Below are 26,602 nucleotides of genomic sequence, written 5' to 3' on the forward strand. Positions count from 1 at the left end.
TACTTACAGGTTTGGCACTTTAATAACATCACCTATACGCAATTGTGTACTTGGCGTTAAATCATTCATCTCAGCCAAAGCGCTAGTTTCCATACCATATTTACTTGCTAAACCAATTAAGGTATCACCACGCTTCACCTTGTATTCAGTTACAACTTTAGGAACAGAAATTGTTTGACCTCGCTGCAACCCTGCATTTGCTTTCAAGTCATTAAGATCAGCTAACTCACGACTCGACATACCAAAACGATTTGCAATACTGTTGAGGGATTCACCTGCTTTTACAGTATATTTTTCCGTATTTTTACTAGAAACAGATCTTGAGCTCGTTTTACTTGACTCAACTTTTGCTGTTTCTGTTTTTGGTACATCACCAGAAAGTTTGAGCTTCTGACCAATCCGAACAGTACTGTTACGTGACAAACCATTTAATGCAGCTACATAATCGAGCTGTAGATAATAACGACTAGCGATATTACTTAAAGTATCTCCTGATTTTACGGTGTAAATATCAGGTGCCGTTTCATCTTTATCTTTGACTTTTGTCGCTGTGACATTTGATGACTTGGAAGGTGCATCTCCAGCAAGTTTTAAACGTTGTCCTACACGTAATCCAGCAGTACGCTCCAATCCATTCAAATCAGCAATATAATTTACACTTAAATCATATTTACCTGCGATTGCATTTAAACTATCACCTGATTGAACGACGTACTGCTCTGGAACAGATGAACCTGCTGGTATCTTCAAGGTTTGGCCTAAACGCACACCACTGTTGGACTTCAAGTTATTTAGATCAGCCAGTTCACTCAATGTTATTTTCGATTTACTAGCAATACTGGATAAGGTATCACCACGTTGAACAGTATAATTTTCAGTTTTATAACTTGTTGAAGCTGTCACATTGCTATAGTTAACCTTAGCATTTGATTCAGTAGGCTCATCTACTTTAGATACCTCATGTAGAGGTACATTGATTTTTTGACCAACCATCAAATCGCTCGTAGCCGTCAAACCTGAAGTTAGGTCAGCCAACTCTTGATTTGATAATGCATAACGATCAGCAATTAATTTGAGATATTCACCGCGTTTCACAGTATATGATTTTGTTGCCACTTTTTTATTAGTGGAAACTTTATCAATCACACGACTACTTTGTTGAGAACTACGTATTGAATTTTTTGGCTCTTTTAAGCTCAGTTTTTGCCCTACAAATAATCCATCAGTAACTGATAAATTATTAAAATCGGCTAGTTGTTTGATAGTCAAATCAAAACGAGCAGCAAGATTGGTAAGACTATCACCTGATTGTACGACATAGCTATCAGGCTTATTCTCTGTTGCTTTCACAACTTCAGCTTGTGGTTTTGCATCATAGAGATACAAGCTAGTACCTACAAATAATGTTCCATTTGGATCAATTTGGTTCCACTGCGCGATATCACGCCAGTTCACTCCATTTTTCTGTGCAATCATAGCCAATGTGTCACCAGGTAATACGACATAAGTACTACGTTTGCCTTTTGGTGCTACAACAACAACATCGGTGTCCGTTTTAATATAAGGTTTACCTTGGTTTCGTTTAGCATCATCACTGTTCGCAGTCGTTTCGTCTTCAACCAAGTTTTTTGGATAAGCGAATCCTTTAGTGACTTCTTGACCTTTTTCATCAGCAACTGATTGGCTAGTTTGGATCGCAGTGAGCTTAATCTTGCCATCAAAAGGATCAACAATTTCAGTTCCTTTCGGTGCAATTGCTTTAATTTCAGCAACAACTTGGTCTTTTTCAGCCTGCGTAGGTTGAGGCTCTAAAACTTGAGCAACAGTTTTCTTCTCACCTTCGTCTTTTACCGCTGCAACGATTTGCTCACGCTCTTTTAGTGAAATTGGTGGTTCAATATTCACAGGTTTGACATTAGGCGCAGGTGTAATCGCCACTGGAATACGAGGTGCACTTGGTACATCAGCAGCAGCAGCAAAAGATGCCAATGCATCAGCACCTTTAGGCGTACTCATCTTAGTCGTTGTGGTAGATGTTGGACGCGTTGTAGTGCTTGCCGTTAATGGCGGAGGTGTTTTTGTCGAAGGTCTAATTGCCTGTCCAGTACTTGTGCGCGTTGTCGTTGAAGTACTCAATGTATTATTCATAGCAGGCGGAGTCTGATTGCTCGCCCAGAAGCCACCAGAATTTGATTTACCCGAACGAAGTTTTGCATCGATCGATGGACTCAAATCTGCAGGAATCAAAATACGCATCGGACTTGTTGGATCAACCGTTTCACCACGATATGCAGGGTTGAGCGCATATAACTCTGCACGGCTTAGACCTGTAATAGATGAAATTTGATTCAGATCTAAAGGTGCTGACAAACTGACTTCACGGAAGTGAGGACGATTGGCAATTGGAGGTAAAGCCACGCCATAAGCACTTGGATTTTTGATAATTTGAGCAACTGCTAAGAAACGAGGTACATAGTTCATTGTTTCTTGTGGCAATTTCAATGACCAATAATCAGTTGGCAAGCCAGCTGCCTTATTACGGTTAATCGCTTGTTGAATACGCCCAGGACCTGCGTTGTAAGCAGCTAATGCTAACTCCCATGATCCAAACTGATTGTACAAGCTGCCTAAAAACTCATATGCAGCACGCGTAGATTCAACTACGTCACGTCGACCATCATACAGGCTGGTTTGCTGTAAACCATAAATACGTCCAGTACTTGGAATAAATTGCCATAATCCTGCTGCTGCTGCACTACTCGTTGCTGCTGGATCGTATGAACTTTCGATAACTGGCAGTAAAGCCAATTCCGTTGGCATACCACGGCGTTCAGCTTCTTTAACAGTGTGATAAAGATATCGACTGGCACGCGCACTCAAACGATCTAAATAAGGTTGACGAGAAATAAACCAACCACGCTGTGCTTCGATACGTGAATCCCAATGGTTTAAATCCATTTTGAATCCAACAGTCATACGTTTCCACACATCACCATGTTTTAAAACCAGTAATCGATCACCCTCTACTGCACGCATGTCGGTTGCTGATAGTAAATCCTCAAGCGAATCCAAACTACTAGCATCCAAATAGCCAGAACCTAATTGTTTTGATGATGAGACTTTAGAAGACTGAGGTGTAGTTGAACACCCTGTCGTGATTCCTAGCGCAGCTAAAGCAGAAGTCAGTACAGTAATTTTAAATAATGATGTTGCAGATTGTTGCCACACCAATGTGGTCGATTTATACATAAAAACTTCCAGTCAACTCACGCTAGTTTATTTCTTCGATTTGCCATTGTAGTAAAGCATGTCACTTAGACAAGGCAATAATTTAACGTGATTCGCATCGAAATGTTACAAGAAATTAAAAAAGATGAGTTTTGTAACGTTCATCAATGCAATTTAGCTTTACAATACCGCCCGTAATCAAGGGGTGATACACTGTTTTCGCTTGTACTTTTTAAAAAGTACTCTGCTTATTTTGATGATGATCCGCTCTACCATTCTCGATTAAACTTTTAGGTTCAACTATGTCTCAAACAATCACACTTTATGTAGATGGCGCATGTAAAGGCAATCCAGGATTAGGTGGTTGGGGGGCTTATATCATTACAGAAACCGAAGAGCATAAAATTTATGGTGGTGAGCTAGAAACGACCAATAATCGAATGGAATTAACTGCAGCGATAGAAGGTGTTTCTTTTTGTCCAGTCGATGCTCACCTCATTATCTGGACAGATTCAAACTATGTAAAACAAGGTATCACTGAATGGATACATGGTTGGAAAAAGAAAAATTGGAAAGATGTTAAAAACCCTGATTTGTGGAAAAAATTAGACGCCGTGTGCGCAAATAGAAATATTGAGTGGAACTGGATCAAAGGTCATGCGGGTCATCCAGGAAATGAAATGGCTGATCAACTAGCAAACATGGGTGCTGAACAAACTGCTAAACAAAACTTAAAAATGACGCAGGCTAACGCTGATACAAAAAAGCCTGAATCTGATTGGCTACTCGATGATCCCTTTGGTTTAGACCTCGATGCAGAAGCAGATGAGTTGATTGAAGAGATTGAAATTGATTTACAAGTCACAGAGCAAATCGAAGAAATTATAGAGGTTAAATCTGTAAATGAATCTTCAAACCCATACATTGTAATTACAGATGCAAAATTAAATCTACAAGGCCCTCGCCAATTGATTCTAGATACAGAAACGACAGGTTTCTATCATCAAGACAACGATCGAATCATTGAGGTGGGTGCAATCGAAATGATTAATCGTAAGCTTACTGGTAGTTCTATTCATATTTATATTAACCCAGAAAAACCAGTTGGCGACTCAGTCGATGTACACGGTATCACTGATGAATTCTTAGCGGACAAACCTAAATATGCTGAAATCGCAGATGTACTTTTCGAATTTTTAAAAGGTGCTGAAATTATTGCACATAATGCGACCTTCGATATGAACTTCTTAGATATGGAGTTTAAACGCGCGGGGCTTCCAGCATTATCAGAAGTTTGTGAAGTTACGGATACACTCGCCCTTGCTAAAAACAAGCATCCTGGTCAAAAAAATTCACTTGATGCCTTAGTCCGTCGTTATGAAATTCCTGCTCGCGATCGTACCTTCCACGGTGCATTACTCGATGCTGAAATTTTGGCTGATGTTTACTTGGCGATGACAGGTGGACAAGTCTCATTTGATATGGATGCCCTATCCCAAACCGAACAACAACAGAATAAAACCACTCGCCAACGCGTACAAATTGATTTGCCAATTATTTACCCGACTGATGATGAACTTCAGCAACATGAGACTTGGGTCAAACAATTCGAAGAAAAACATGGAAAACCATGCTTTTTTGCAAAATAAATTTGCTTATAAGTTCAGGTTTTTTTGTTTCAAGCTTTCAAAGTTAAGTTATATTAACTCTTAAAGATTTAAACCCTCTCCATAGAGGGTTCATGGATATAACAACTTAGGAAAGGTGTAGGTCATATGTCTTACCAAACCTCGATTCATTTCGACCCAACGGCATTATTAATAATAAAAAATGAGATCGATAATTCGATTAAATTGGTAGAGACTGCAGTCAATACTCTTGCCGAAGAACAAGCCTTGCCATTTGGGATTGATGATGCTCTCAATCAGTTTGAACAATGCACGAATGTTCTAGCCTTGATTGATATCCCACACCTATCGCAGATTACGCAATACTCTGCTGAGCTTATGCGTAAAATCATGGCTCAACCTGAACAAATTAAAACTAGTGATGTTGTGGCTTTGAGCGAAGGCACAACCATGCTGAAACGTTATATCGAATTCATTTGTTTACGTGAAGTTAAAGTTCCACAGTTCCTATTAGATACACTCAATCGTTTAGAAAAAGCATTAGGCAAGCCAATCACTAAAGAAGGTCAAACGATTCAACCTTTATTGGATTGCTTTACGCCAAATTTTGATTTGCCAAAGGCCCCTGATTTAGAAAAATCACAGTACGTCCATCAGTTATATAAATTGTGCTTAAACAAACTGATTAAACAAGCAGAAACACCTTTGGATTTACAAGGCTTAAAACTTGTTGCGGTTTATATGGCTGGTTTAGCATCGGGTTTGCCAAGTCAACAATATTGGCAACTTGTGAATGTAGGTTTAGGACATATTGAAGCTCTACTGATTACTGAAGCACGCTTACGTACATTTATTAAGATTGAAACCAATATTGGTCAATTTCTTGCTAATCCAAATGCATTTCAAACTGACTTAAATGATTTAGCAGATATCTTGAGTATTTGTATCAGTCAAGAAGATGATCTTTCTCATCATATTCGTGAACAACTTAATATTGGTGATGAATTACTCAGTGATACTCAGTTACAAGTTTTGAGTCGCCATTTGTACGGACCAGACTACGAAACCATTCATACCATTAGCCAACTAATGACGGATGAGATGGCTCAAATCCGCAACGAGATTGAATATAACCATGAAAATATGTCTGCTGAAAAAACTCAAGAACTTCAGCAAAAACTTCATCAGCTCTCAAATGTATTTAAAATTCTCAATCTAAATGAAGCGGCAAAAGAACTGACGCAGCAAGCAGAAAAACTCAGCCAAACAAATACATTGACTGATGCAGCATCAGTACAACATTTAATGAATAGTATCTTAGCTTCGATGAATTCTATTGGGATTCTTGAACGTAACTATACTTCAAGTCGTTTACAATTACGTGTGAATAACATGCAAATCTCTTTGGATCGTTTAGATGAAGCTCACAAAGCTTTATTAAGCGAAACCAAAACTCTCATTGAAACGCTTACCCAAACACTTAGTCTTTACGCTCAAGACTCTACAGCACACAATTTAGAGTCTCTGCCTATTTATCTCAAAGAACTATCAGGTGCTGCCCTATTCTTGGGAAGTACTGCACAACAAACCGCTTTGTTAGGTGCAGTTCAATTTGCAGAACATCGACTTGCTCAAAATGAAACTTTTGAGGCTGAACACATTAACTGTATTTTAAATGTTGTCGCAGGACTTGATCTATTAGTTGATAACTTAAAGAACAAACAACCTGTGTTGCAATCTATGTTTGATGTGGCATTATCAAACAGTCAACAGTTACAAAGCGCAGCGGCATAATGACCCAACTATCACTTGCTTATATTTTTCAACATCAAAAGCTCTTAGTAGATGAAAATTTACAGTTACCTCAAGTTGAAAAGTTAGCAAGTGATTTGCCTATTCATCACGATGACCAAGTAATTGCGCGTGATCTTCTTGATGATGAGCCAATTCCAGAGGGCTATCAATTAGTTCCGATCAGAGAACTCATACAATCATGGGATACTTCGGATTTCTTACAAGCAAGCCGTGCTGTCCAATTACTTGAGTGGCGTCGTAACCATAAATTCTGTAGTCATTGTGGTCATATGACCGAGGTGCATTCGAGAGAATATGCGATGGTTTGCCCTGCTTGTGGGTACCACCAATATCCTCGAGTTCAACCTTGTATTATCACAGTGATCACAAAAGGGACTGACGAGATTCTTCTAGCAAAATCCGCTCATAACAAATCAAATATGTATGGTTTGATTGCAGGTTTTGTTGAAGTTGGCGAAACTCTTGAAGAGGCTGTACAACGTGAAACACTTGAAGAAGTTGGCTTAAAGCTCAAAAATATTCGTTACATGTCTAGCCAACCTTGGCCATTCCCTAGTAACTTAATGATAGCGTTTCATGCTGAATACGAATCGGGTGACATTGAATTGCAAGTAGAAGAAATTAGTGACGCTCAGTTCTTCAAGTTTAATGAATTACCTGAAATCCCATTCAAAGGCAGTATTGCCCACAGTATGATTACTCAAATCATAGGTCAAAAAAAAGCATCTTAATTAAGATGCTTTTTTATTTAGTCTTCTAAAGCCTCTTCCAAGAAATGCATAATGGTGCGTTTCGTTTTGAAGTAGTGACTGACAAAACTTGCAAGTGTTGCCACGATGGTAATATGTCCTGTTTTTGGAATCACCATCACATGACTATGATTGCCTTTTTCTCTTAGTGCTTTATCCAGATCAAATGTATTATGACTACCTACTAACTGATCGTTTTCCGCCATCAACAAATAGTGCTTAATCTTGTTCGGATTGACAAAATAATATGGCATCACTTGCTTATACGGTACATGCTGATCAAAGGCATGTTCAGAAAGAGGATCATCTTTATAATCAAAATGATATGGACCAGCCATTCCCACGATTGCTTTGATCTTATCAGTATATTTGAAGTTCTGAGCGTACGGAGAATAAACCACTGACATTACATTAAAAGCACCCGCGGAATGCCCCATTAATATAATGTTTTCAGTAGAAATATTAAGTTTTGCTTGGTTTTGATTTAGATAATGAATTGCTTGAGCAAGATCATCAACAAATGCAGGAAAAATTTGTTCTGGGGCAAGTTGATAATTAATAACAGCAACATCAAAACCTTCTCGAGCAAAACTTTCACCTACGAAAAGATAATCACGTTTATTACCATGTTGCCATGAACCACCATGCACGAACACAATCAATGGTCGCTGCTTTTTAGGATTTTTAGTTCGATAAAGGTCTAAACGATGTCTTGCCTTTAAACCATAGGCAAGATGCTCTTCCTTTTCAAAGGTATCCTTTGGTGTCAGATAATTGATTGAGTAACTGGCTAGATCATACAGACGAAACTCTTGATAAAAGCTTTTCGCCCGTGTCACATTTTCTTGAACTTGTTGAATAAGTTGCTTCATAAATTAGGGTACAGTCGGTGTAGAAGTCGCAGGTTCTGCCTGATCGGGATCAATTGCTACTGGAGTTTCAACGAGAGGTTGTGTCGTCACTGTACCCACCATAGGAGTTGCTGTGGTTGAACTCGCCATCGTTCCAGATGATTGGTCAATATTATCAATCAGAGTAACAATTTTACTCACATTACCAACTTTTTGTAAGACGTCATCCAAATCTCTTATTTCCGCAGTATTTAGACGTCCCATGACATAAAGAACACCATTTTCAGTGTGTACCAACACTTTACTATCTGAAACTACAGGTGCTTTCATCAGTAAACCACGAGTATTTGCGGTTACTGTTGCATCTTGCATAATCGTGTTGTAGCCAACTTTATCACCAACAGTAATGTAGTTATGTACAGCTTTGACATCACTCATTGCTCGAAGATTATCTTCAGCTAATTGCTTCAAATATGGATCAGGTACTTGCCCCGTTAACAACACATTACTATGAAAACTTTCAATATTGATGCGGGACTGTTTAAAACGGTGATCTAATTTATACAAATTAATATTGGCTGTACGCTTGATAGACGAATCAATAAATACTTGTCCGAGACTACGTTCCCCACTATCTGTGCCGACAGGTGAAGTTCCTGTTCCACCCGAAATAAAACTCGCACATCCTGATAAACTTGCAGCGCAAAGTAACGTAATCGTTAAACGTTTTAACACTTGGCAAGACTCCCTATCTACAAACTTGTTCAATCTTAGGTATTTATCTCAAAATGACCAAATTAATGCTCAATCTAAAGTAAATGCATGTTCAATCCACTGCTGATCATACTGCAATTTTGAAAAGTCTGGTTGTACTGTTTTTGCAATTTTCTGTGGAAAATCAAAACAAATCACATCAAAACGACAATCAAAATCCTCATAATCAGGATTTTTCTGTAAAAACTGCTGCGCGGTCTTTATTATTTTTCGTTGTTGCGAGCGTGTAATCACTTCACATGACTCCGCATAGCTCCCTGCCGATCGTGCCTTTATCTCAACAAAAATCAACTCATTCTGTCGTTTTACAATTAAATCGATTTCTCCATAACGTGAATGGTAATTTTGAGCGACACATTCATATTGAAATTGTTGAAGATAGATTAATGCTTGTTGCTCAGCCCAATGTCCGAGTTCATTTGCGTTTTCTGTCATGACATTTATTTCTTATTTTAAGATTTGGATTCCGTGCTCTTGTTGCTGGTAGCAAGTTGGTTGTCTGAAAATTTTATTGTCTTTAAAACTTATTGCACCAGTTCGCCCCATAAATGAAGTTTCTTGCTGATTCTGATTACTCAATAAATATTGAGTGATTGTCCATGCATCACCACCAAATGCAAGTAAGCGTTGAAATGCCATATTTTCGGGCTGCTCTTTATACGCTTCAATAAGATCTACCCATTGTCCATTATACAATGCAGGCGTATCACAAAAGCTAAGTCCTACAGGGATAGTCTGTCCCTGCTCGATACTTAATGGTGTTGCATAGACTTTCTTTTCAGGTAGCTCACCTAGTTGTTGAATCCATTGATGATGCCCCAGCAGTAACAACCCTTCCTTTCTTGAGATTTTTTTAGGCAGAGTGTCTATAACTTGTATTTCTGAACCGAATTCTACCGAAAGAGCCTGCATAAATAATTCTGTGGCTGCTTCAGTACCAGTCTCACGCAGAACCCATAATTTTTTTACGCGATCGTTTTTTAATAATTGGGTCAAGGCAGCTGCATCATGTTGTTTCGACAAACTAAATTGCCACACATTTTCAGCATGTTGATTCACATCATTTAGTGCCAGTACAGGAAGCTTAGGCTCCAGTTGTATGACAGCATCAATATCAGTTCTAGCCAAAGGACCAACGACCAATTTAATTTTGTTATTCACCTTCTTCTTAAAGATGTAATCCATACTGTTTTTAGTTGAATCGGCAAAAATTATTTTTTCTTGGCTGCCAGATGCTGCATAAGCACTCAAGAAACCACGTTTAATGTTTTCACTCGCTCGCGCCATAGCACCAGATTCAGGTAGAATCACCAAGATGTCCGCATAAGCTGGGCTCACGAATGCTGCAAAAAAAAGTGGCAGCCAATATTTTTTTATATACATTAGGGAGTTACCTTTTATGAGTGCTCAATTATTTGTTGTAGCAACCCCGATTGGGCACTTAGATGACATTACCTATCGTGCAATTGATATTTTAAAGTCTGTATCGGTAGTTGCGGCAGAAGACACTCGTCAATCTGCACAGTTATTTAAACACTATAATATCTCAACTCAATTAACTGCGTGTCATGATCACAATGAAAGTAACAAAATTGATCAACTTCTCCAAAAAATGTTAAATGGTGAAGATGTCGCGCTAATCAGTGATGCTGGAACACCTTTAATTAGTGACCCTGGTTTCAAACTGGTTCGTGCTGCTCAAGAACATGGAATACGTGTTATTCCTGTGCCTGGTGCATGCGCAGCGATCGCAGCATTAAGTGCTGTTGGTTTGCCTAGCGATCGTTTTAGTTTCGAAGGATTTCTTCCATCCAAAGCATCTCAACGCATTAGCCAACTTGAAAAGCTTAAAGATGAAACACAAACATTAATTTTCTACGAAGCACCTCATCGAATTTTGGCATGTATCCAAGACATGGTTCAGGTCTTTGGTGAAGATCGACCTGTAGGTTTTGCTCGCGAAATTACCAAAACTTTCGAAACGATCAAAAAAATGACGTTAAAAGAACTCGTAACGTTTATCCAAAATGATCATAACCAAGAAAAAGGTGAAATCGTTGTTGTCGTTGGTGGTGCTACGACTGAAAAAGATATGGAACAAGATAAGCTAGATGACTTATTAAAACGATTACTACAAGATCTCTCCGTCAAAGCAGCTTCACAATTGGCAGCTGATTTAACAGGCATCAAAAAGAAAGTTGCCTACCAACGTGCTTTAGAACTTACACAACAAGATTAAAATAGTATGGATGTAGATTACTGAAAATATCTACATCCATTTTTTAAAAAGATTATCAACTTAGCATTTTTTTTAAATTCGACTTTGATCCATTTTTCGCTCTGATCTCGCCTGTTGAATTACGCTCAATCCTGAACTCACACCGAGATAAGCAATAATAAAAGCGACCAATAAATCTGGATAGACGGTTCCTGTTCCCCAAACACTTGCTGCAGCGAAAATTACCGCAATATTTGCGATCGCATCATTACGGCTACACAACCATACGGAACGCATATTGGCATCACCATCTCGAAATGTATAAAGCATGATGGCAACAAACACATTAACCAGTAATGCCAATACCCCAATAGCTCCCATTAGCATAGGTTCAGGTATCACACCTATCCACCATGACCAAATCACTTTAATGATCACAAAGATACCAAAAGCAGCCATTGTGATTCCTTTCAGTAAAGCTGCCGTTGCTCGCCAATACAAACTCATAGAAAGCACAATTAATGAAATAGCATAGTTTGCAGCATCTCCTGCAAAATCTAGTGCATCAGCCCATAAAGACACAGATTGTGCATGCGCTCCTCCGATGATTTCTACAAAAAACATAAGTGCATTTAAAATTAATGCGATCCATAATGCCTTTCTAAACTTAGGACTCATTGTTTTTGCTGGGGAACACGCTGTATTACAACCACATCCTGCCATGACTTTTCTCTAAGAATCTTTTATAGTGATTAAAAACCCTTGAGTAGCTCTAGAGTCAAGCATAATGAATTTTACAATTGGGCAATTATCTAAAAAGTCAGGTGTTTCAATAGATACCATTCGTTATTATGAAAAGATTGGATTACTTGAAAAAGCAAAACGTACAGCAGGAAATTATCGACATTATTCTGAAGAGATACTTTCAGAACTTTTATTTTTAAAACATTGCCGCGAATTGGGCATAACCCTGCAAGATATTCAAAAGTTGAAAGAGTTATCAACTCATCCCAACCAAACCTGTATCGAAGTTGATCACTTGATTGATCAATACCTTAATGAAGTTTCTCAAAAGATTCAAAATTTAGAGCACCTCAAGCAAGACTTTATTCAACTGAAACAACAATGCTCTCAACACCGCACGATAGAACAATGCGGAATTTTAAAAGGATTACATCAGCCACTAGAATGCGATCTCACATTACATCAACATAAAAAAGCATCACAATCGTGATGCCTTTCAAATGCTTTAAATTCAGTCGTGATGTTCACCAGGAGGAACTTCAGTAATTCTGCCACCACGAGCGAGGAACGCAGCCACTTCGTCTTCCAAAGCCTGACGCTGCTTCTGTTTAGCAGTCACTGTTAGCGTTTCAGCTTCAGCTAGATCAGCATCATCAATCGTTGCTTCTTCGCTATCTGCACCGCTTTCTGCTGCTTTCGCCTCTTCATCGTCTACAGCAGAGTCTTCAGTATTTTCATCGTAATCATTAATTTCCGTCATATTACTCTCCCCACAATGACTAAATCTTCATCATCGTTATTTGGTCATCAGAACTTTGTGAAATGTAACAAGCTCTTCTCATTTATCAAAGTAGAATGTTTAACAAATTGTACTTTTAACGACCAAATTCACTCTGATTTATAAATGATTGTATAAAAAATATCTACTATTTTTTAGCAAGCGTAGCGTGTGTGTTGCAATGCACCCAATCCATTCGCTTGTTGCATAAAGCGATCCTTGAGTACTTCAAATTGTTCAACTTGCTTTAATCCAAAGTTCCTTGCCCAAACAAAGGGAAATAGCTCTGAACTTTCTAACCACCCGATTGCTGACATACTGTGCATCATGGCATCGTTTTGACCTTTACGTTGATGTTCATAGCGAAGCAAAGTTTGCTCATTTGCCCATACACCACGTTTTAAATCATGCAATAAAACATCACATAAAACTGCTGCGTCTAAGCAACCGATATTTACGCCCTGACCTGCCAAAGGATGGATGACATGTGCAGCATCTCCAATCAAAGCTAAACCAGATTTGATATAACGCTGAGCTGCTCTTGCTTTAAGTGGGAATTGTGCTCTTGATCTTACATCGACCACTTCACCCAACATTTGCAAACTTTCACGTGTCAGTAATTGCATAAACTCCTGATCTGATAACTTCGAATATTCATCTGCATAATCATCTGGTAGAGTCCATACAATTGATTGCCAGTAGCCATTTTCTTGTTGATCTAAGCTTGCCATAGGTAGAAATGCAAGTGGACCAGTAGGTAAAAAAATTTGGCGTGCGACATATTGATTCGGTTGTGTCGTTTTAATCGCACAACTGATTGCGGCTTGTTTGTAGTCTAAAATATCTAAATCAATATAAGCTTGCTCACGTACAAATGAGTTTGCACCATCAGCACCGATCAATAACTTAGTTTTGAGGATCGTGCCATCGGCGAGTTGAATCGACCAACCTTTTGCAATTTGCTCAATGCGAATAACTTTTACTTGGGTACGGTAATCTTTGAGCTGCTGTAACATTTTTTGCTGTATCGCAATATTCAAAACACTTGGCTCAACCATTGAACCTAAAGCTTGATCTGCACGAGGTTGCTCTTCGGAAGCATGCCCAAAATTTATTTCACCATAACCATTTTTATTCCAAACTTGCATACCTGAATATGGCATTCGGCGTGCTAAATCATTCCAAACGTCAACTGTCTTTAGTAGATGAATCGTTGCTTGACTTAAAGCCAACACACGTGGATTCATCACGGCTAAAGTTTTGTCTTGATCAAGTACTGGTGCAGCATCCAATACTGTTGCTTGCACGCCACCTTGTGATAGCAACAACGCTGTTAAACCACCGACTAATCCACCACCAACAATGACGACATCTAACATTTCACTCATGCTTTTAGCCCCATCGCGTAGTTCGCAACCAAAGGCTTAATGCCAGGAATCACATCAAATGCAATCAATCCTGTATTTCTTATTAATTTAAGAAGCGGATTTTGATTACTAAAACCACGCACCACTGAATCACAGAACTTAATCACACGCTGCTGATCTGTTAAACGTGCTTGCTCATAAGCCAATAAATTATCAGGATGACCAATATCATCAGACTTCGCTAACTGCTCTAGTAAATAGCGAACCAATACATCGGCATCTCGCAAACAAAGGTTAAAGCCTTGCCCTGCAACAGGATGAATTGTGTGCGCTGCATTACCCATGAGAACTACACGACCAACCGCCTGCTTGTGAGCCAGAACTTGTGACAATGGATAACTAAAACGTTTACCCGTTTTTTCAAATTTACCCGCACGATCGCCATAAGTTTCTTGTAGAGCATCTAAGAAGTGTTGATCATTTTCTTCACCCAACCATTCAGCTTCAGTACCTTTTTTAACTGGCCAAACGACAGAACGACGATATTCACCAGGTAAAGGTAATAATGCCAATGGTCCTAATGCGCTAAAACGCTCAAAACCAACCTGTTGATGAGGTTTAGAGGTTTGAACCGTTGTGACAATCGCAATTTGATCATAATCATGTTCATCCACGCCCACACCAATTGCTTGACGACAGAAAGAATCACGACCATCTGCTGCGATCACTAACTTTGATTTGAGCGAGTGTATATATTCACCATTACGCATGACTTCAATGTGAACCTCATCTGCATCTTGTGTCAGTGACGTCACTTGCACCCCATCAATTAATTCAATCAGAGGCTGCTGACGAACTTGGGTGAGTAATACTCGACCTAACCACGCATTTTCAATTACTTGCCCAAAGCTTTCTACTTTCTCTTGTTCTGCTACTAGTCGTGCTTTACCAAAGCTACCCTGCTCTGTGATATGCACTTGTAAAATTGGGGTCGCATGTTGTTGTAATGCATCCCACAATCCTAACTTTTGATAAATTTGCACGCTACGGCGTGACAAAGCGGTGTTACGAGCATCAAAACTTGAGTGATATGGAGCTAGATTTTCGTCATCGTAATTTGGATATTTCACAGCTTCTAATAGCTTTACGGCAATATTAGATTTTGCCAACATTAAAGCAAGGCTGAGTCCAACCATACCCCCACCGACAATGATGACTTGTTGCTGCATAATATTATTCCTTATCAGTTTTTCATGACTTGATGTTAAGGGTCTGTTGATATTTCATCTATGGTTGCGTTATAGGCTAAAACAACTTAAACGAGGCATGAAACGTAGGCAATGGCAACTCCTTGTCAAGTTTCATAACAAAGTTTAAGGAAGTTTTAGCCATAACCCTGTGGGACAGGGATATTTTTTGTCGCTACTGCGTTATGGCTTATTTATTTAGAATGACTAAATTTCATAAGCCATGCCTTGTATCACCTAAAAAATATCCACTGTCGCAAGCATTTATGAAATATCTACAGACCCTAGCCTATCTTACTCTAACTCAAATTGGGATTGGAATTTGTACTTTGTTTGGTCTGTGTTTTATTTTAATTCGACAAATAAAAAAGGCTTATCCTAGAATAAGCCTTTAGATCAATATTTCTGACTTAACTAGCCATTAATTGCTCAATTTCTTCAACAGTTTTCACTACATTCTTAGTCAAAACCAACGGTCCATTTTCAGTGACTACAATATCATCTTCGATACGAATCCCAATACCACGCCATTTCGCATCAACGGTTTCATCATCGGGTGCGACGTATAAACCAGGCTCAACGGTGACTACCATACCTGCTTCATAAGCACGCCAGTCTTCGCCATGCTTATAAGCACCAACATCATGCACATCCATACCTAGCCAGTGACCTGTACCATGCATGAAAAATTGACGGAATGCTTCATTTTCAACCAACTCAGCTACATTACCGCTAAGTAAGCCAAGATCAACCAAACCTTGAGTTAAAATTTTTACAGCGACTTCATGTGGATATTTGTAGTGATTGCCGATACGTGTTGCATCAATCGCAGCTAGTTGTGCATCTAATACAATATTGTAAAGTGCTTTTTGCTCAGGACTGAACTTACCATTGACTGGGAAAGTGCGAGTGATATCAGATGCATAGAATTCATATTCACAAGCAGCATCTATTAAAACCAAATCACCATCTTTTAATGGTTTATTGTTTTCTACGTAATGTAAAATGCATGCATTCTCACCACCACCGACAATACTATTGTAGGCTGGTACACAACCATTCTTACCAAAAATATAATTGAGTTCTGCTTCAAGTGCATACTCCATCATTTCTGGTTTCACTGATTGCATAGCACGTGTATGTGCATCTGCACTGATATTTGATGCGATTTGTATTAGCTCGATTTCTTGCGCTGATTTTTTCAGACGCATCTCATCTATAAGTCGATCAAGCTGAATGACCTCTGCTGGAGAGGTTGATCCACGACGTTGTTGAGCATCAGCTTTTTGAATCCATTGACTTACTCTGGCATCAAACTCAGCTTGATGACCAATTCGAAAATACAGACGATCTTTATTTAAAAGCTTTGCAATGATTTCCTGATCCAATAAATCTATTGCAAATGCTTCATCTGCACCATAGATTTCAACAGCCCCTTCCACACCAGCACGGTATCCATTCCAAATCTCCATTTCGCGATTACGCTCTCGGCAAAATAAGGAATAACGATACGTTTCACCTTCAGCGAAGGTTTCCAAAACCGCAACTGCTTCAGGTTCAGCAAAACCAGTTAAATAATAAAAACTACTGTCAGCTCGATATTTATAGTCTGCATCGCGATTGCGGTACATTTCTGCACGTGTCGCAATAATAGCAACACTATTTGCACCCATTTTCTGAGCTAAATGATCACGGCGTTGTTTAAAATCAGCTTGAGTTAGTTTCATATTATCCTACAGCTTGAAAGTCCCTCTAAAAAGTAAGAGGGATTTATTAGGGAGATTTAAAACCGCATTAGCTCGGACGATGCGGTGTAAACATTTCTACGATAGTTTGTGGATCAGCTGTGCTTTCTTGATTTCTGCTTTTGGCATGAAAGTTTTTTAAGAGTGAGCTTTCACTAACAGAAATCTTTTTTCGACCAATCGATAAGCTCACTGGAATTAAACGAACAAACTCGTATAACTCTTCATAACTTGCTTCACCTTCGTCATCATTATCTGAATCTTCAAACTCTACTGCTGCAACATCTTGTAAGTGTTCAATGAGTTCTTGTTCATCAGCACGAATATGTCCTGATGCTAAACCGAAGCCTAGAACCACACCAGCACACCAATCTGCCAAAGCTTGAACTCGATCAACAAGTAGATGACTATCATCTGGCAACATCGGCAAATAATCTAACTCATCGTCAGACAAGGCATGAGAAACATCTTCGCTTTCGTCAGTTAAGCTTTCTAATGCCTCTTCCGATAATGCAGGAACATTTAAAGTATTTAAAATTTGTGACCATTCGTCTTTGGTTGGTGCTTGTGTGACACAAACTATACCTGTGAGTAATCCATGTAACTCACTTGGACTTGAAATCTCTTCAATCCCATCAAAATGGGCATTCCAATCCGTCCAACCTGAAATATCGTCTTGCATTCGTTTATCCAATCTCTATACTGCTGTATATATTACCTTTGATTGCAACTCTGTGCGACCTCGTTATGTTAGAACAATTACAGCGTCTACAAGCGCATATTGGTGTTTTAAAAACACGTTTACATCATTTAGAGCGCGAAAACACTTCGCTCACTGAAGCTAAAGCTTTAGCTGAAACAGACCATCATGCACAAATCGTGCAAAAAAATAGCATCATCACGCAAAAGCAGGACGAAGTTGATAACTTAACTGAACAATTAACTCAGTTACAAGATCAATTTAAACAGCTCAATCAAGATGCGACAACACTTGCTGAACGCTATAGCCGCTTGGAAAAAAGTACGACTGACTTAAAAAATCGCTTTCAAGAGATTTTGGCAGAGCGTAATGATTTACGTGTGACTAAAGAGAAGCTCCAAGCGCAACAACGTCATAGCCAGCAAGAAATCCAAGATCTTCAGCAAGATCGTGATCGTTTATTGCAAAAAAATGAGCTTGCAAAATCAAAAGTTGAAGCAATTATTCAACGTCTTGCCATCCTAGGTACTGCGCAAGATCATCATGCACAAGAAATTCAGCAACTTGCTCACCCGAATGCTGAACTACAAGAGGAAAACTGATCATGAGTGAACAAGTGACAGTAGAACTTCGTTTAATTGAACAGACTTTTCGCTTAAATACCACTGAAGACAAACGTGAAGAATTAGAGCGTGCAGCTGAACTACTGAATCAAAAGTTTCAGGATATGCGACGTAATGCTCCTCGTGTAGAACACAATAAATTAGTCATTATGGTTGCCTTACAGATGGCACAAGATGTGTTTAGTTTGAATAAATCTTTGCAGGAATATGCTCACTGTGAGCGCCTACTTCAAACCATCTTGGAAGATGTCGAACAAACTGTTGAGTAAAATTGCACAAAGCCCCATCAATTAGTAAGTATCTTTACAGATATGTGATCTGCAAGGATTGTCATCGTGTAAAGATCAGTTATACTAAAACTGTCTCTAGGGTGTTCGCCAGTACGTCTAGTCCCCTGCCGATACTTAAATTTATGGATGTGTCCTGTACATTTTGAGTGTATGCCTGCCTCGAGTAGGAAACCCAGTAAGTGTACGTCACCTCCACCTTGAACTCATCGGGTTCAGGGTAACGACCATGCAGCGGCACTTCTGGAGCATTACTTTTCTAATGGTTCTCACCAAAAGAAAATTCAATTTATAATCCCCCTCTCAATCAAAACGTTTTTTATTTTTATAACCTTCAAAACTCTTCTTATTTTTAGTACATTTCAAATTAAAAAAACCATAGCACATGCGATATGTACTATGGCGTTATCAGTTCAAAATTTTAAGATCTATTCATCGTTCAAGGCACATTCATAGTGACTTGGCGCTTGTGAACAACGAACCTGTTTCAGCAACTTCATCATATCTGGATCGTAATAGCCTTCTTTAGTCATTTGGATACGTGCTTCACGCATGAGACGAACATAACCAGGCTTATCACTTTCATTTAGTGTTAACCAATATTTACTTGGAATTTTAGCTTCCAATTTATCGACAAATTCAAATGCTGGATTGAGCTGTTTAGAAATGACCTCACGCGCAATTGATCCCATTCCTGCTGGGAATTTATTGCGATGCATGATCAATGTGCCTGTCACTTGAATGACAGGGAACTTGATAATCCCACCAACAACTTTGCCAGACTTATCACTCATCCCTTTATGTAACTCAAGTGGTTCAAACAATATCGCAGGTCCAGCCATAATATCGACTTCTTTATTGTTGAATTTACCACCGACACTCACTAAATCTACCGAAATAGGTTGAGCACCTACATTTTGAACTAATTTCTTTTGGGTTTCATCGAATTGGAATACGGCAATCTTTTTACCTGCAGCTTTAGCTAGAGTATTAATATTTCGATCGTTGACCATAATATAAGCAGCACCTAATGGTACTACCCCGACAACCTCATAGTCTTTGTTCACCATCTTTTCATCAAACTTTGGATTTGCTAAAACTTGGATCACTGCGCTCAATTGTTTGTATGTTTGTAGTGCACCAATTGCATCAATACTTCCAACAAATTTATTAAATTGTTTCGCTCGTAGATTACTAATACCTGCACCATCACAGCGTTTACTACGAAAATCTTCGGTTAAAACAGCTTCATTGGTATAAACCTTTAGGTTCACCAATGTAGATGCTGTTTTTTTAAGTTTAGGATAATCAAAATCCAGTTTAAATTGTAAATGCGAAGGGCGAGCAACTTTCATATTGACACCAAACTGCTTGGCGACGTTTACCATTCTTGGAATTTCAGTGATATAGCTAGTTGCTTGTTCAAATGCTTCACTATGCTCACCATTCGGCGAATACACACATAAAGTGACCTGTTTAGGAATCTGCTGCCAAGTTTTAGGGTCATTGAGTAGTTTTTTAACTTTATTCTGCGAATGAGTTGAAAGCGTTAGATCCAACTTCCCTTCAGGTGCAGCATAGGTTGGACTCATCATGGCGAATGACGAGACCAACATTCCTGAGATAAGAATTGATTTAATTGACATCCTGCACTTATTTTTTTGGATTAAACGGTCCATTTTTAGCTATTTCCCAATAATTTTTATTGAAGTTAAGGTCATTAAATCAAAATAGAATTGACTGCTTTTACTTAGATGATGTCAATTAAGTTAAGAAAAGTATAAAAACTCTCGTTATTTGATAATAGTCTATATTTTATCGAAGTTTATAGAATACGAGAGACGATATTTATCCGACTAAAACAATCTAAAACCAGCTTCTATACCTTAGTAAAACCCCAAATCGGCTTTTCCAAACAACATAAAGTATGAAAAATCTAGAATTAATCCAACGAGTTTTCTTTAACTAAAAATCAAATATCAAACATATTACAAGTTTTAATTGAGTTGAATTGGTAACTCCACTTGCATTCGTAGAATTAAATCACAGAGATAAATAAGCCGTAAAATTGACTCAACATTGATTTTAGATTCGGCTAAAAGTGATGTGATTTGCTTTGTAAGTATGTTCATTCCTGCATCTAATGCCAACTGACGTTGTTGTTGCAATGTTTCGATCTGTGATGAACTCAGCATCATACGCCCAGAGCAACTCAGACTAAGTAATACATCAAAAATTGGTTCACACACTTTTTGACTTAAACTCATTTGAATAGATGAAAATTTTGCTCTCTGTTGTTGTTTTTTCATTAAGAGTTGTTCAATCCGTCCAACGATACTTTCTTTCAAAGTCTTTTTTGATTCAGTGAATTGATCAAAATCTAGGTTAAACAAGCGAGTTTTTTCATTTTGCGTGATCAATAAACTCATTGGCGATAACACCAACGCATGTCCTTTAATCTGGCAATACACAAAAACAGAGTTGATTTGAGTTTTTTGATTACACAAGCGTTCGAGCTGACGAATTTTTTCTATTTCTGACGTTTTCCAATCTAAACGTAAATGTATCGCTGATTTCTTCTGATCATAGACCGTCCACCACAAACATTGCTCAATTTCATCAACTTGAGGATTGTCATAGCTAGAAATATTAAGCATTACTGTTTGATCAACACCTTCAATACTTTGTAATTGTTGCTGCCAAAGTTGCTGTAGTTTGTGCCAATTATCAAATCCGATGTGTTGATAAATACTAAAATCCTGAAGATCCTTTAAGCTATTAAGTGGTAAGGCTCGACTTTGTCCTGAAGCAGATAAACGATCATCCTCAGAAAATCTTGGCTGTTGTAATCGTACTTTTTTTTGCATGAGTTGTTGAGCTGTCATCATCCAAATGCTTTGCTGAGACCATGCATTGTAACGATTAAAGTTCGGGTCATTATTTTCAGTACGCGCTAGTGTAACCTCAAAAATTTGAGGGTTTTCTTGCTCTGAGAAATATAAAGTTATTCCTCTAGCACCACCCAATGTTCGCCACCAACGTGTGCCTAAAGGTAAAAGTTCTAAGTCTATTTGTTCTTGACCTACTTCATATTGACGACGTGACTTCCCTCTTAAGCGAACTAAAGCCTCACCCTCAGCATGTTCTAACTGGTAAAGATACGCATTGATTTGAGCTAAATATAATAATGTTTCGTGTTCAGAACTATGTTCGTCACGATTTAAAAGTCTACTGACCTGACCGCTCAGTTGCCTTAACATTGCAGCCAAACGAGGTAATGACTCACTTCTAGCAGACATATTCAGTAGATGTAATTGTCGTGCAGTCATTTCATTTACATGCGATAAACCAAACTCAATCAACTGAGCAAGATCATCTTTTAATTCAATAATAAATTGACCTTCACTCTCACTCAGAACCGCGGGATTCTCTGTCTCATTGAGTTCCAACTCAGTCCAGAATTTTCCTTGAAGTCGCTGTACTTCACTTAAAGCTGCTAGATAATATGCAGACTGATCCTTTTCTAAATTGGACAGCATTCCAGCAAAACCAGCCCCTGCCACATAAATAATGTCTTCAGCCAGACTCTTGATACGAATTTTTAAACTGTATTCTTCTTCAAATAATTCTGTTTGTTGTTCTTTTTGCCAAAGCCGAGCGAGTTTGATGGCTTTTTGAGTTTGAGCTTTACCTATTTTCTTTGCGATTTGGTTGAGATCAACTCTCAATATTTCTTCGATCAGATTGGGTTGGAAATTATTTTCAAGTTGTTCAACCAATTCAACAGTCGTACTTTGAATATCCTCAGCTGAGTCTGTTGTTAGATTTACGATCGGTTGCTGAACAGGGCTTTGTAAATGTTGTTGCAGATACAAAACGGCTGCAACAATATGCTTACAAGCACCTGTTGCTGGGCAGGTACATGATGCATTGACTAAACCTGTCGATGATAAACTGACCTGTTGACCATCACTCTCAATGGTGATGTGTTCAGATTGCTCGGTTTGTAAAATAACCTTTCCTGCCTCAATATCTTTTAAGGCACGGCGAACTAAACCTGTATTTGCATAAGTGGAAAGGCTGTCTTGATCATAAGCCAAATATTGGTGTTGCCAGCTCATTGCATCACCTCCGCCATCCATTCAGCAAAATGTTCAGGGGTGAGCGCTGCAACAGACATGCCCCTCTCATTCAGTTTTTGTGCCATTTGAATATCATAGACAGGGTTAGCTTGTTCATCTAAAGCAGCTAAGCCCAATAACTTTACGTGTTGACTTTGCAAGCGACTAATCGCATTGAGTAAATGTGCTACAGAACCACCTTCTTCAAAATCACTTATTAACGTAAAAATCGTGCGATTTGGTTGAGTGATAAAACGTTCGCAATAATTCACCGCTTTAGCAATGTCTGTGCCACCACCAAGCTGAACAGTCAATAGCACTTCAACGGGGTCATGTGCCATATGAGATAAATCAACAATATTGGTATCAAATAATACGAGATGTACTTTCACAGCAGGTAAACTGGCGAGGATGCTGGCACAAATCGCACTGTACATGACAGAGTTCATCATTGAACCACTTTGGTCCACGCACAACACGACAGTCCAAGGTAAATGACGTTGTACCCGCGCATTGAAGAATGGTTGTTGAATAATGAGCTTATTTAAATCAGCGTTATAGTGTTTTAGATTTTCTCGAATCGTTCGTCGCCAGTCAAAGTTCTGACTATTTGCGATCAAAGAACGGCGAAAACGATTGCGTCGACCATGAATCGTATTGATAAAGTTAGGTTTTAATCGTGCAACGATTTGCTCTACTACGGTTTGAATAATCTCTCGGACAGCATCTCGAGTTTGCGCATTCATTCGCCCACGCATCGTCAATAAGGCTTTAGCAAGTTGAGGTGTAGGTTCTAAACTTTTTAAGCTTTGCGGATCTTTGAGTAATGCATCTAATTGGTAGCGTTCAACTGCTTGAGTTTGAATACGTTCAAAAGTACTTTGCGGAAATAATTTTCGCGCTTGATTGAGCCAATTAATTGCAGTGAGCTGTGAGTCATCTAATGAGCCATGACGAGACTCCCCTGCAAGATGACCACGTTGTTCATACTCACGGTTGTATAAATAATCGAGAGTACGTTCCAAACGTAATTGTTCTCCATCAAGCTGTACCTGATCCAAAGCTCGATCACTATAGCGACCCAGAATCAACCGCCAACGTGCTGCAAGGTTATTAGAGTTTGAATCATTCATTATACTAACCAACCTTGTAAATTTCGCTCGATCAAAAATTCTTGTAGTTGTTGATTTAATTGAACACCTTGTAGCATTTCAGCTTGCGAAACCTCACTGATATATTTAGAGATATCCAAACTTGAAACATCATTCAACTGCGCAATCTGCTCAGCAAAAGCTGCCGTTTCCTTCGGTTTAAAATGAGTAAATGCTTGGCGTAAATCAGGTAGAATCGCCACAAAGGCAGCCTCATCCCATTTTAATAACAGTTGATTCAGTAGTTGTGCCATTGCAGGATAACGCAATAATAATTCAGGTGCGCTTTGCATCATTCCAGATAGATAAGCGACCGCATGTTCAGGGTTAGCACCCAAACCAAAATGTCGCTGAACTGATTGCTGTAAATCCTGTTCAGTCAAATCACCATCAATAAAACGTAAGGCATCAACCGCACCCGCCAACACATCTAGCTTTTGCCAGTCCGTATTTAATCGTGCTAAAGCATTATAAAATTGTGCTAAGAAATTTTGCTCACCACCTAGTACACGATTTATCTGCTTAGACAAATTGCGTAATTGCAAAACTTGATTAAGAATTTGCTGTTGTTGGTCTGCTGGTGGCGTTGCCAACTGAGACAGTAAAAATAATGCTGTGGGAATGACTTGCTGCATCAGTGCTTTAAGTTCAGGTTGTTGCTGAAAAGCTAAGAAATCTTTGCCTGTCCATAAATTTAATAATTTTTGTCCACATTGAATCACCGAATCCAAATCAGGATCAGTGGGTAAGAATTGTTGAACTTCAGCAAACAGAATTGGAATTTGTTTGTGCAATCCCATCAATGCTGCTCGAATTAAAAGCTGTACTGCAAGATGTGATGATCTTCCTTGTCCTGCCTGAGAAAAAGTCTGTTTGATATGCAAGAGTTTTTGTACTGCAACAGTATTTAATTCACTTCCTAACTCTGATAATTCAATCAACTGAGCTTCAACATGGGGTGTCCATGCATAATCCCATTCTTCAAATAATAAATGTAAGCGCCCACCACCTAAGAAATCGGGGCCACTCACTGACTTGGCAAATCCCACTTGCAAGAAATCAAGTAAATGTAGAAAACGACTGCGCAAACGATGTTTTTGATTACGAAAGACATCCAGTTTTGCGCGTTTGGTCGTCGTTTCATCCAATTTAAAACGATGAACTTTTGCTAGATCATAGACTTGAGCTAACAATGGTGGTGTCTGTGTGGATTGCACCACTTGTCCTAGACGTGCACCACCCAGAATTTGCTTCAATAGGCTTTGAAATGCTTGTTGTCCCTCATCTAAACTGCCTTTGACAAAACTACTTTGACAGGCATCAATCAAATCAAAACGACTAATTAAATGATGTCCTCTTAAAGTCGCTAATCTAATCGCCTGTTCAGTCGCATTTTTAACCGTAATAAAACTGCTTTCTAAAATCTGCTGTTCGCGTAATTGCGTAGAAAAATCAGACAGTGACTCAACGATTAAGGCTTGTCGCTGTTGAGCATCATCAAAGGGTTTCTCCATCATATGTTGCCAGCAACGTTGATAAAATGCAGGTGATGGCATACCAGAAGCATAACCATTTAAAGCATCAAGACGATCAAAACTATAACGAATCAACCACGCTTGGTCATCCTGATCGGCTGACTTCATTTTTTTAATTTTCTTAGGTTTCTCAACCAGTAAATATGCTGCCAATTGCTCAATTAAGGCTAAGGTATGAAAACCACCTGTGAGGATACAGATTGTACCCTTTTTATTTGCATAACATTCTAAGATGGTTTGCAGCATGCATTGTTCTCGGATTAAAGAAGCATCAGCTTCTAAAACGCTATCCTCATAATCTAAACGAGACATAGCACACCAAACGAGCACCTCATGGAAAAAGCTTTGCCAATCATGCATCTCCAGCTTTGGCTTTAACTCAAATAAGTGATCCCAAAGTTCATCATGATTTCGACAGTGCAACTTCTGTGCTAGGGTTTGTAAATACTGACTATGAGCCAAATAGCGCTCTTGCTGTAAGCTTCGACTTTGCCAAGTTTGTTTGGTGATCGTCTTTAATTCATGATCAATCTGACTTGTCCATGCTAAATCAATAAACTCAACCTCAGCATCAATTTCTGGCGCATATCGCAGCGCAACCCATTCAGGTGAATAATCGCAAAATGGATAATAAGCAGTACGGGTTTGTTTCTGTTCCGTCTTTTCATCAGTAGCAGCATTACTCTTTGCTTCGATGATTTCGGTTTGACACAGCACAGCCAGTGGTGGCTGACTATCTGGATGCTGTAAATCTGCAATTAAGCGATTAAATGAACGTGGTGCTTCAATCAATACATGCTTAGGCTGCAATTGCTGCAACGATTGTAAAACCGCATAAGCACACGCTGGGCTATGATGGCGAATCGGTAAAAAATGAATACCTTTATCTGCCAAAGCCTTTTGCTGTTGTAATGCTTGTTGTAAGCGTTGTGGTATCGTCATATTCTTTATTTCAATAAATTTTCACTTTTTATATAAACTACATACAACATCTGATACTCGGAACGTCATTCACAGCCTGCGTGGTATCTGTCAAATGTT

General features: G+C 38.8%; 22 protein-coding genes and 1 other RNA gene. 8 read left to right on the top strand and 15 right to left on the bottom strand.

Features of this window, described 5'->3' with window-relative positions:
* Positions 1-3 precede the first annotated feature (3 nt).
* Positions 4-3,249 (bottom strand): LysM peptidoglycan-binding domain-containing protein, encoded by a 3,246-nt coding sequence (locus Q9Q86_RS07760; RefSeq protein WP_112986690.1) that lies wholly within the window; start codon positions 3,247-3,249, stop codon positions 4-6.
* Positions 3,250-3,530: 281 nt separating this feature from the next.
* Here Q9Q86_RS07760 and dnaQ point away from each other — a divergent pair, with 281 nt between their 5' ends.
* From dnaQ to nudC, 3 genes are all read left to right on the top strand, one after another.
* The gene (dnaQ, locus tag Q9Q86_RS07765) at positions 3,531-4,877 is read left to right on the top strand and encodes a DNA polymerase III subunit epsilon (protein ID WP_112986689.1); all 1,347 of its coding nucleotides are present in this window, start codon (positions 3,531-3,533) and stop codon (positions 4,875-4,877) included.
* A 126-nt stretch (positions 4,878-5,003) separates the two neighbouring features.
* Complete coding sequence (locus Q9Q86_RS07770) at positions 5,004-6,650, top strand: chemotaxis protein (RefSeq protein WP_112986688.1); 1,647 nt, start codon at positions 5,004-5,006, stop codon at positions 6,648-6,650.
* Positions 6,650-7,402 (top strand): NAD(+) diphosphatase, encoded by a 753-nt coding sequence (gene nudC / locus Q9Q86_RS07775; protein WP_004912396.1) that lies wholly within the window; start codon positions 6,650-6,652, stop codon positions 7,400-7,402. Before Q9Q86_RS07770 ends, nudC begins: the two co-directional genes overlap by 1 nt.
* A 17-nt stretch (positions 7,403-7,419) precedes the next feature.
* On the opposite strand, the gene Q9Q86_RS07780 is transcribed toward nudC, so the two are convergent.
* From Q9Q86_RS07780 to Q9Q86_RS07795, 4 genes are all read right to left on the bottom strand, one after another.
* A complete protein-coding gene (locus Q9Q86_RS07780; RefSeq protein WP_004912398.1) occupies positions 7,420-8,292 on the bottom strand; it encodes an alpha/beta hydrolase in 873 nt (290 codons plus the stop codon).
* 3 nt (positions 8,293-8,295) lie between these two features.
* A complete protein-coding gene (locus Q9Q86_RS07785; RefSeq protein ID WP_004955265.1) occupies positions 8,296-9,006 on the bottom strand; it encodes a BON domain-containing protein in 711 nt (236 codons plus the stop codon).
* Positions 9,007-9,075: 69 nt separating this feature from the next.
* Positions 9,076-9,480 carry a YraN family protein gene (locus tag Q9Q86_RS07790; protein ID WP_004955268.1) on the bottom strand — a complete coding sequence of 135 codons (405 nt, stop codon included), beginning with the start codon at positions 9,478-9,480 and terminating at the stop codon, positions 9,076-9,078.
* Positions 9,481-9,492: 12 nt separating this feature from the next.
* Complete coding sequence (locus Q9Q86_RS07795; RefSeq protein WP_112986687.1) at positions 9,493-10,428, bottom strand: penicillin-binding protein activator; 936 nt, start codon at positions 10,426-10,428, stop codon at positions 9,493-9,495.
* Between the two features lie 16 nt (positions 10,429-10,444).
* On the opposite strand from Q9Q86_RS07795, the gene rsmI reads away from it, so the two are divergent.
* Complete coding sequence (gene rsmI / locus Q9Q86_RS07800; RefSeq protein WP_112986686.1) at positions 10,445-11,284, top strand: 16S rRNA (cytidine(1402)-2'-O)-methyltransferase; 840 nt, start codon at positions 10,445-10,447, stop codon at positions 11,282-11,284.
* A gap of 72 nt (positions 11,285-11,356) precedes the next feature.
* On the opposite strand, the gene Q9Q86_RS07805 is transcribed toward rsmI, so the two are convergent.
* A complete protein-coding gene (locus tag Q9Q86_RS07805; protein WP_112986685.1) occupies positions 11,357-11,986 on the bottom strand; it encodes a cation transporter in 630 nt (209 codons plus the stop codon).
* A gap of 61 nt (positions 11,987-12,047) precedes the next feature.
* Here Q9Q86_RS07805 and Q9Q86_RS07810 point away from each other — a divergent pair, with 61 nt between their 5' ends.
* Positions 12,048-12,497 carry a MerR family transcriptional regulator gene (locus Q9Q86_RS07810; RefSeq protein ID WP_171053783.1) on the top strand — a complete coding sequence of 150 codons (450 nt, stop codon included), beginning with the start codon at positions 12,048-12,050 and terminating at the stop codon, positions 12,495-12,497.
* 21 nt (positions 12,498-12,518) lie between these two features.
* Here the strand turns inward: Q9Q86_RS07810 and Q9Q86_RS07815 are convergent, their stop codons facing one another.
* The 5 genes from Q9Q86_RS07815 to Q9Q86_RS07835 form a co-directional block, all read right to left on the bottom strand.
* Positions 12,519-12,767 carry a hypothetical protein gene (locus tag Q9Q86_RS07815; RefSeq protein ID WP_004912421.1) on the bottom strand — a complete coding sequence of 83 codons (249 nt, stop codon included), beginning with the start codon at positions 12,765-12,767 and terminating at the stop codon, positions 12,519-12,521.
* A 173-nt stretch (positions 12,768-12,940) separates the two neighbouring features.
* Positions 12,941-14,173, bottom strand: a complete 1,233-nt coding sequence (locus Q9Q86_RS07820) for an FAD-dependent monooxygenase (RefSeq protein WP_112986684.1) — start codon at positions 14,171-14,173, stop codon at positions 12,941-12,943.
* On the bottom strand, positions 14,170-15,381 hold the full coding sequence (gene ubiH / locus Q9Q86_RS07825; RefSeq protein ID WP_112986683.1) for a 2-octaprenyl-6-methoxyphenyl hydroxylase: 1,212 nt from the start codon (positions 15,379-15,381) through the stop codon (positions 14,170-14,172). Before ubiH ends, Q9Q86_RS07820 begins: the two co-directional genes overlap by 4 nt.
* 428 nt (positions 15,382-15,809) lie before the next feature.
* Positions 15,810-17,126: a Xaa-Pro aminopeptidase gene (gene pepP, locus Q9Q86_RS07830; protein WP_112986682.1), complete on the bottom strand. Its 1,317-nt coding sequence runs from the start codon at positions 17,124-17,126 to the stop codon at positions 15,810-15,812.
* Positions 17,127-17,193: 67 nt separating this feature from the next.
* Positions 17,194-17,826 (bottom strand): UPF0149 family protein, encoded by a 633-nt coding sequence (locus Q9Q86_RS07835; protein WP_004912433.1) that lies wholly within the window; start codon positions 17,824-17,826, stop codon positions 17,194-17,196.
* Between the two features lie 65 nt (positions 17,827-17,891).
* Between Q9Q86_RS07835 and Q9Q86_RS07840 the strand changes: the two genes are divergently transcribed.
* From Q9Q86_RS07840 to ssrS, 3 genes are all read left to right on the top strand, one after another.
* Positions 17,892-18,446 carry a hypothetical protein gene (locus Q9Q86_RS07840; RefSeq protein WP_004912436.1) on the top strand — a complete coding sequence of 185 codons (555 nt, stop codon included), beginning with the start codon at positions 17,892-17,894 and terminating at the stop codon, positions 18,444-18,446.
* 2 nt (positions 18,447-18,448) lie between these two features.
* On the top strand, positions 18,449-18,736 hold the full coding sequence (locus tag Q9Q86_RS07845) for a cell division protein ZapA (RefSeq protein WP_004912439.1): 288 nt from the start codon (positions 18,449-18,451) through the stop codon (positions 18,734-18,736).
* A 90-nt stretch (positions 18,737-18,826) separates the two neighbouring features.
* A non-coding RNA gene (gene ssrS, locus Q9Q86_RS07850) (6S RNA) lies at positions 18,827-19,008 on the top strand.
* Positions 19,009-19,182: 174 nt separating this feature from the next.
* Here the strand turns inward: ssrS and Q9Q86_RS07855 are convergent.
* From Q9Q86_RS07855 to Q9Q86_RS07870, 4 genes are all read right to left on the bottom strand, one after another.
* Positions 19,183-20,421 carry a putative solute-binding protein gene (locus Q9Q86_RS07855; protein WP_035338690.1) on the bottom strand — a complete coding sequence of 413 codons (1,239 nt, stop codon included), beginning with the start codon at positions 20,419-20,421 and terminating at the stop codon, positions 19,183-19,185.
* 330 nt (positions 20,422-20,751) lie between these two features.
* Positions 20,752-22,875, bottom strand: a complete 2,124-nt coding sequence (locus Q9Q86_RS07860; protein ID WP_112986681.1) for an SWIM zinc finger domain-containing protein — start codon at positions 22,873-22,875, stop codon at positions 20,752-20,754.
* Positions 22,872-24,008, bottom strand: a complete 1,137-nt coding sequence (locus tag Q9Q86_RS07865; protein WP_112986680.1) for a VWA domain-containing protein — start codon at positions 24,006-24,008, stop codon at positions 22,872-22,874. The genes Q9Q86_RS07860 and Q9Q86_RS07865 overlap by 4 nt, the downstream gene beginning before the upstream one ends.
* Positions 24,008-26,503, bottom strand: a complete 2,496-nt coding sequence (locus Q9Q86_RS07870) for a DUF5682 family protein (RefSeq protein WP_112986679.1) — start codon at positions 26,501-26,503, stop codon at positions 24,008-24,010. Before Q9Q86_RS07870 ends, Q9Q86_RS07865 begins: the two co-directional genes overlap by 1 nt.
* Positions 26,504-26,602 lie beyond the last annotated feature (99 nt).

The sequence above is a fragment of the Acinetobacter sp. A22 genome (assembly GCF_030913345.1).
Classification (GTDB): Bacteria; Pseudomonadota; Gammaproteobacteria; order Pseudomonadales; family Moraxellaceae; genus Acinetobacter; species Acinetobacter junii.

What these genes read in the sequence shown, in the direction of transcription:
- Q9Q86_RS07760 (WP_112986690.1), bottom strand. Translation starts at nt 3,249, where the DNA reads ATGTATAAATCGACCACATTGGTGTGGCAACAATCTGCAACATCATTA.
- dnaQ (WP_112986689.1), top strand. Translation starts at nt 3,531, where the DNA reads ATGTCTCAAACAATCACACTTTATGTAGATGGCGCATGTAAAGGCAAT.
- Q9Q86_RS07770 (WP_112986688.1), top strand. Translation starts at nt 5,004, where the DNA reads ATGTCTTACCAAACCTCGATTCATTTCGACCCAACGGCATTATTAATA.
- nudC (WP_004912396.1), top strand. Translation starts at nt 6,650, where the DNA reads ATGACCCAACTATCACTTGCTTATATTTTTCAACATCAAAAGCTCTTA.
- Q9Q86_RS07780 (WP_004912398.1), bottom strand. Translation starts at nt 8,292, where the DNA reads ATGAAGCAACTTATTCAACAAGTTCAAGAAAATGTGACACGGGCGAAA.
- Q9Q86_RS07790 (WP_004955268.1), bottom strand. Translation starts at nt 9,480, where the DNA reads ATGACAGAAAACGCAAATGAACTCGGACATTGGGCTGAGCAACAAGCA.
- Q9Q86_RS07795 (WP_112986687.1), bottom strand. Translation starts at nt 10,428, where the DNA reads ATGTATATAAAAAAATATTGGCTGCCACTTTTTTTTGCAGCATTCGTG.
- rsmI (WP_112986686.1), top strand. Translation starts at nt 10,445, where the DNA reads ATGAGTGCTCAATTATTTGTTGTAGCAACCCCGATTGGGCACTTAGAT.
- Q9Q86_RS07805 (WP_112986685.1), bottom strand. Translation starts at nt 11,986, where the DNA reads ATGGCAGGATGTGGTTGTAATACAGCGTGTTCCCCAGCAAAAACAATG.
- Q9Q86_RS07815 (WP_004912421.1), bottom strand. Translation starts at nt 12,767, where the DNA reads ATGACGGAAATTAATGATTACGATGAAAATACTGAAGACTCTGCTGTA.
- Q9Q86_RS07820 (WP_112986684.1), bottom strand. Translation starts at nt 14,173, where the DNA reads ATGAGTGAAATGTTAGATGTCGTCATTGTTGGTGGTGGATTAGTCGGT.
- ubiH (WP_112986683.1), bottom strand. Translation starts at nt 15,381, where the DNA reads ATGCAGCAACAAGTCATCATTGTCGGTGGGGGTATGGTTGGACTCAGC.
- pepP (WP_112986682.1), bottom strand. Translation starts at nt 17,126, where the DNA reads ATGAAACTAACTCAAGCTGATTTTAAACAACGCCGTGATCATTTAGCT.
- Q9Q86_RS07835 (WP_004912433.1), bottom strand. Translation starts at nt 17,826, where the DNA reads ATGCAAGACGATATTTCAGGTTGGACGGATTGGAATGCCCATTTTGAT.
- Q9Q86_RS07840 (WP_004912436.1), top strand. Translation starts at nt 17,892, where the DNA reads ATGTTAGAACAATTACAGCGTCTACAAGCGCATATTGGTGTTTTAAAA.
- Q9Q86_RS07845 (WP_004912439.1), top strand. Translation starts at nt 18,449, where the DNA reads ATGAGTGAACAAGTGACAGTAGAACTTCGTTTAATTGAACAGACTTTT.
- Q9Q86_RS07860 (WP_112986681.1), bottom strand. Translation starts at nt 22,875, where the DNA reads ATGAGCTGGCAACACCAATATTTGGCTTATGATCAAGACAGCCTTTCC.
- Q9Q86_RS07865 (WP_112986680.1), bottom strand. Translation starts at nt 24,008, where the DNA reads ATGAATGATTCAAACTCTAATAACCTTGCAGCACGTTGGCGGTTGATT.
- Q9Q86_RS07870 (WP_112986679.1), bottom strand. Translation starts at nt 26,503, where the DNA reads ATGACGATACCACAACGCTTACAACAAGCATTACAACAGCAAAAGGCT.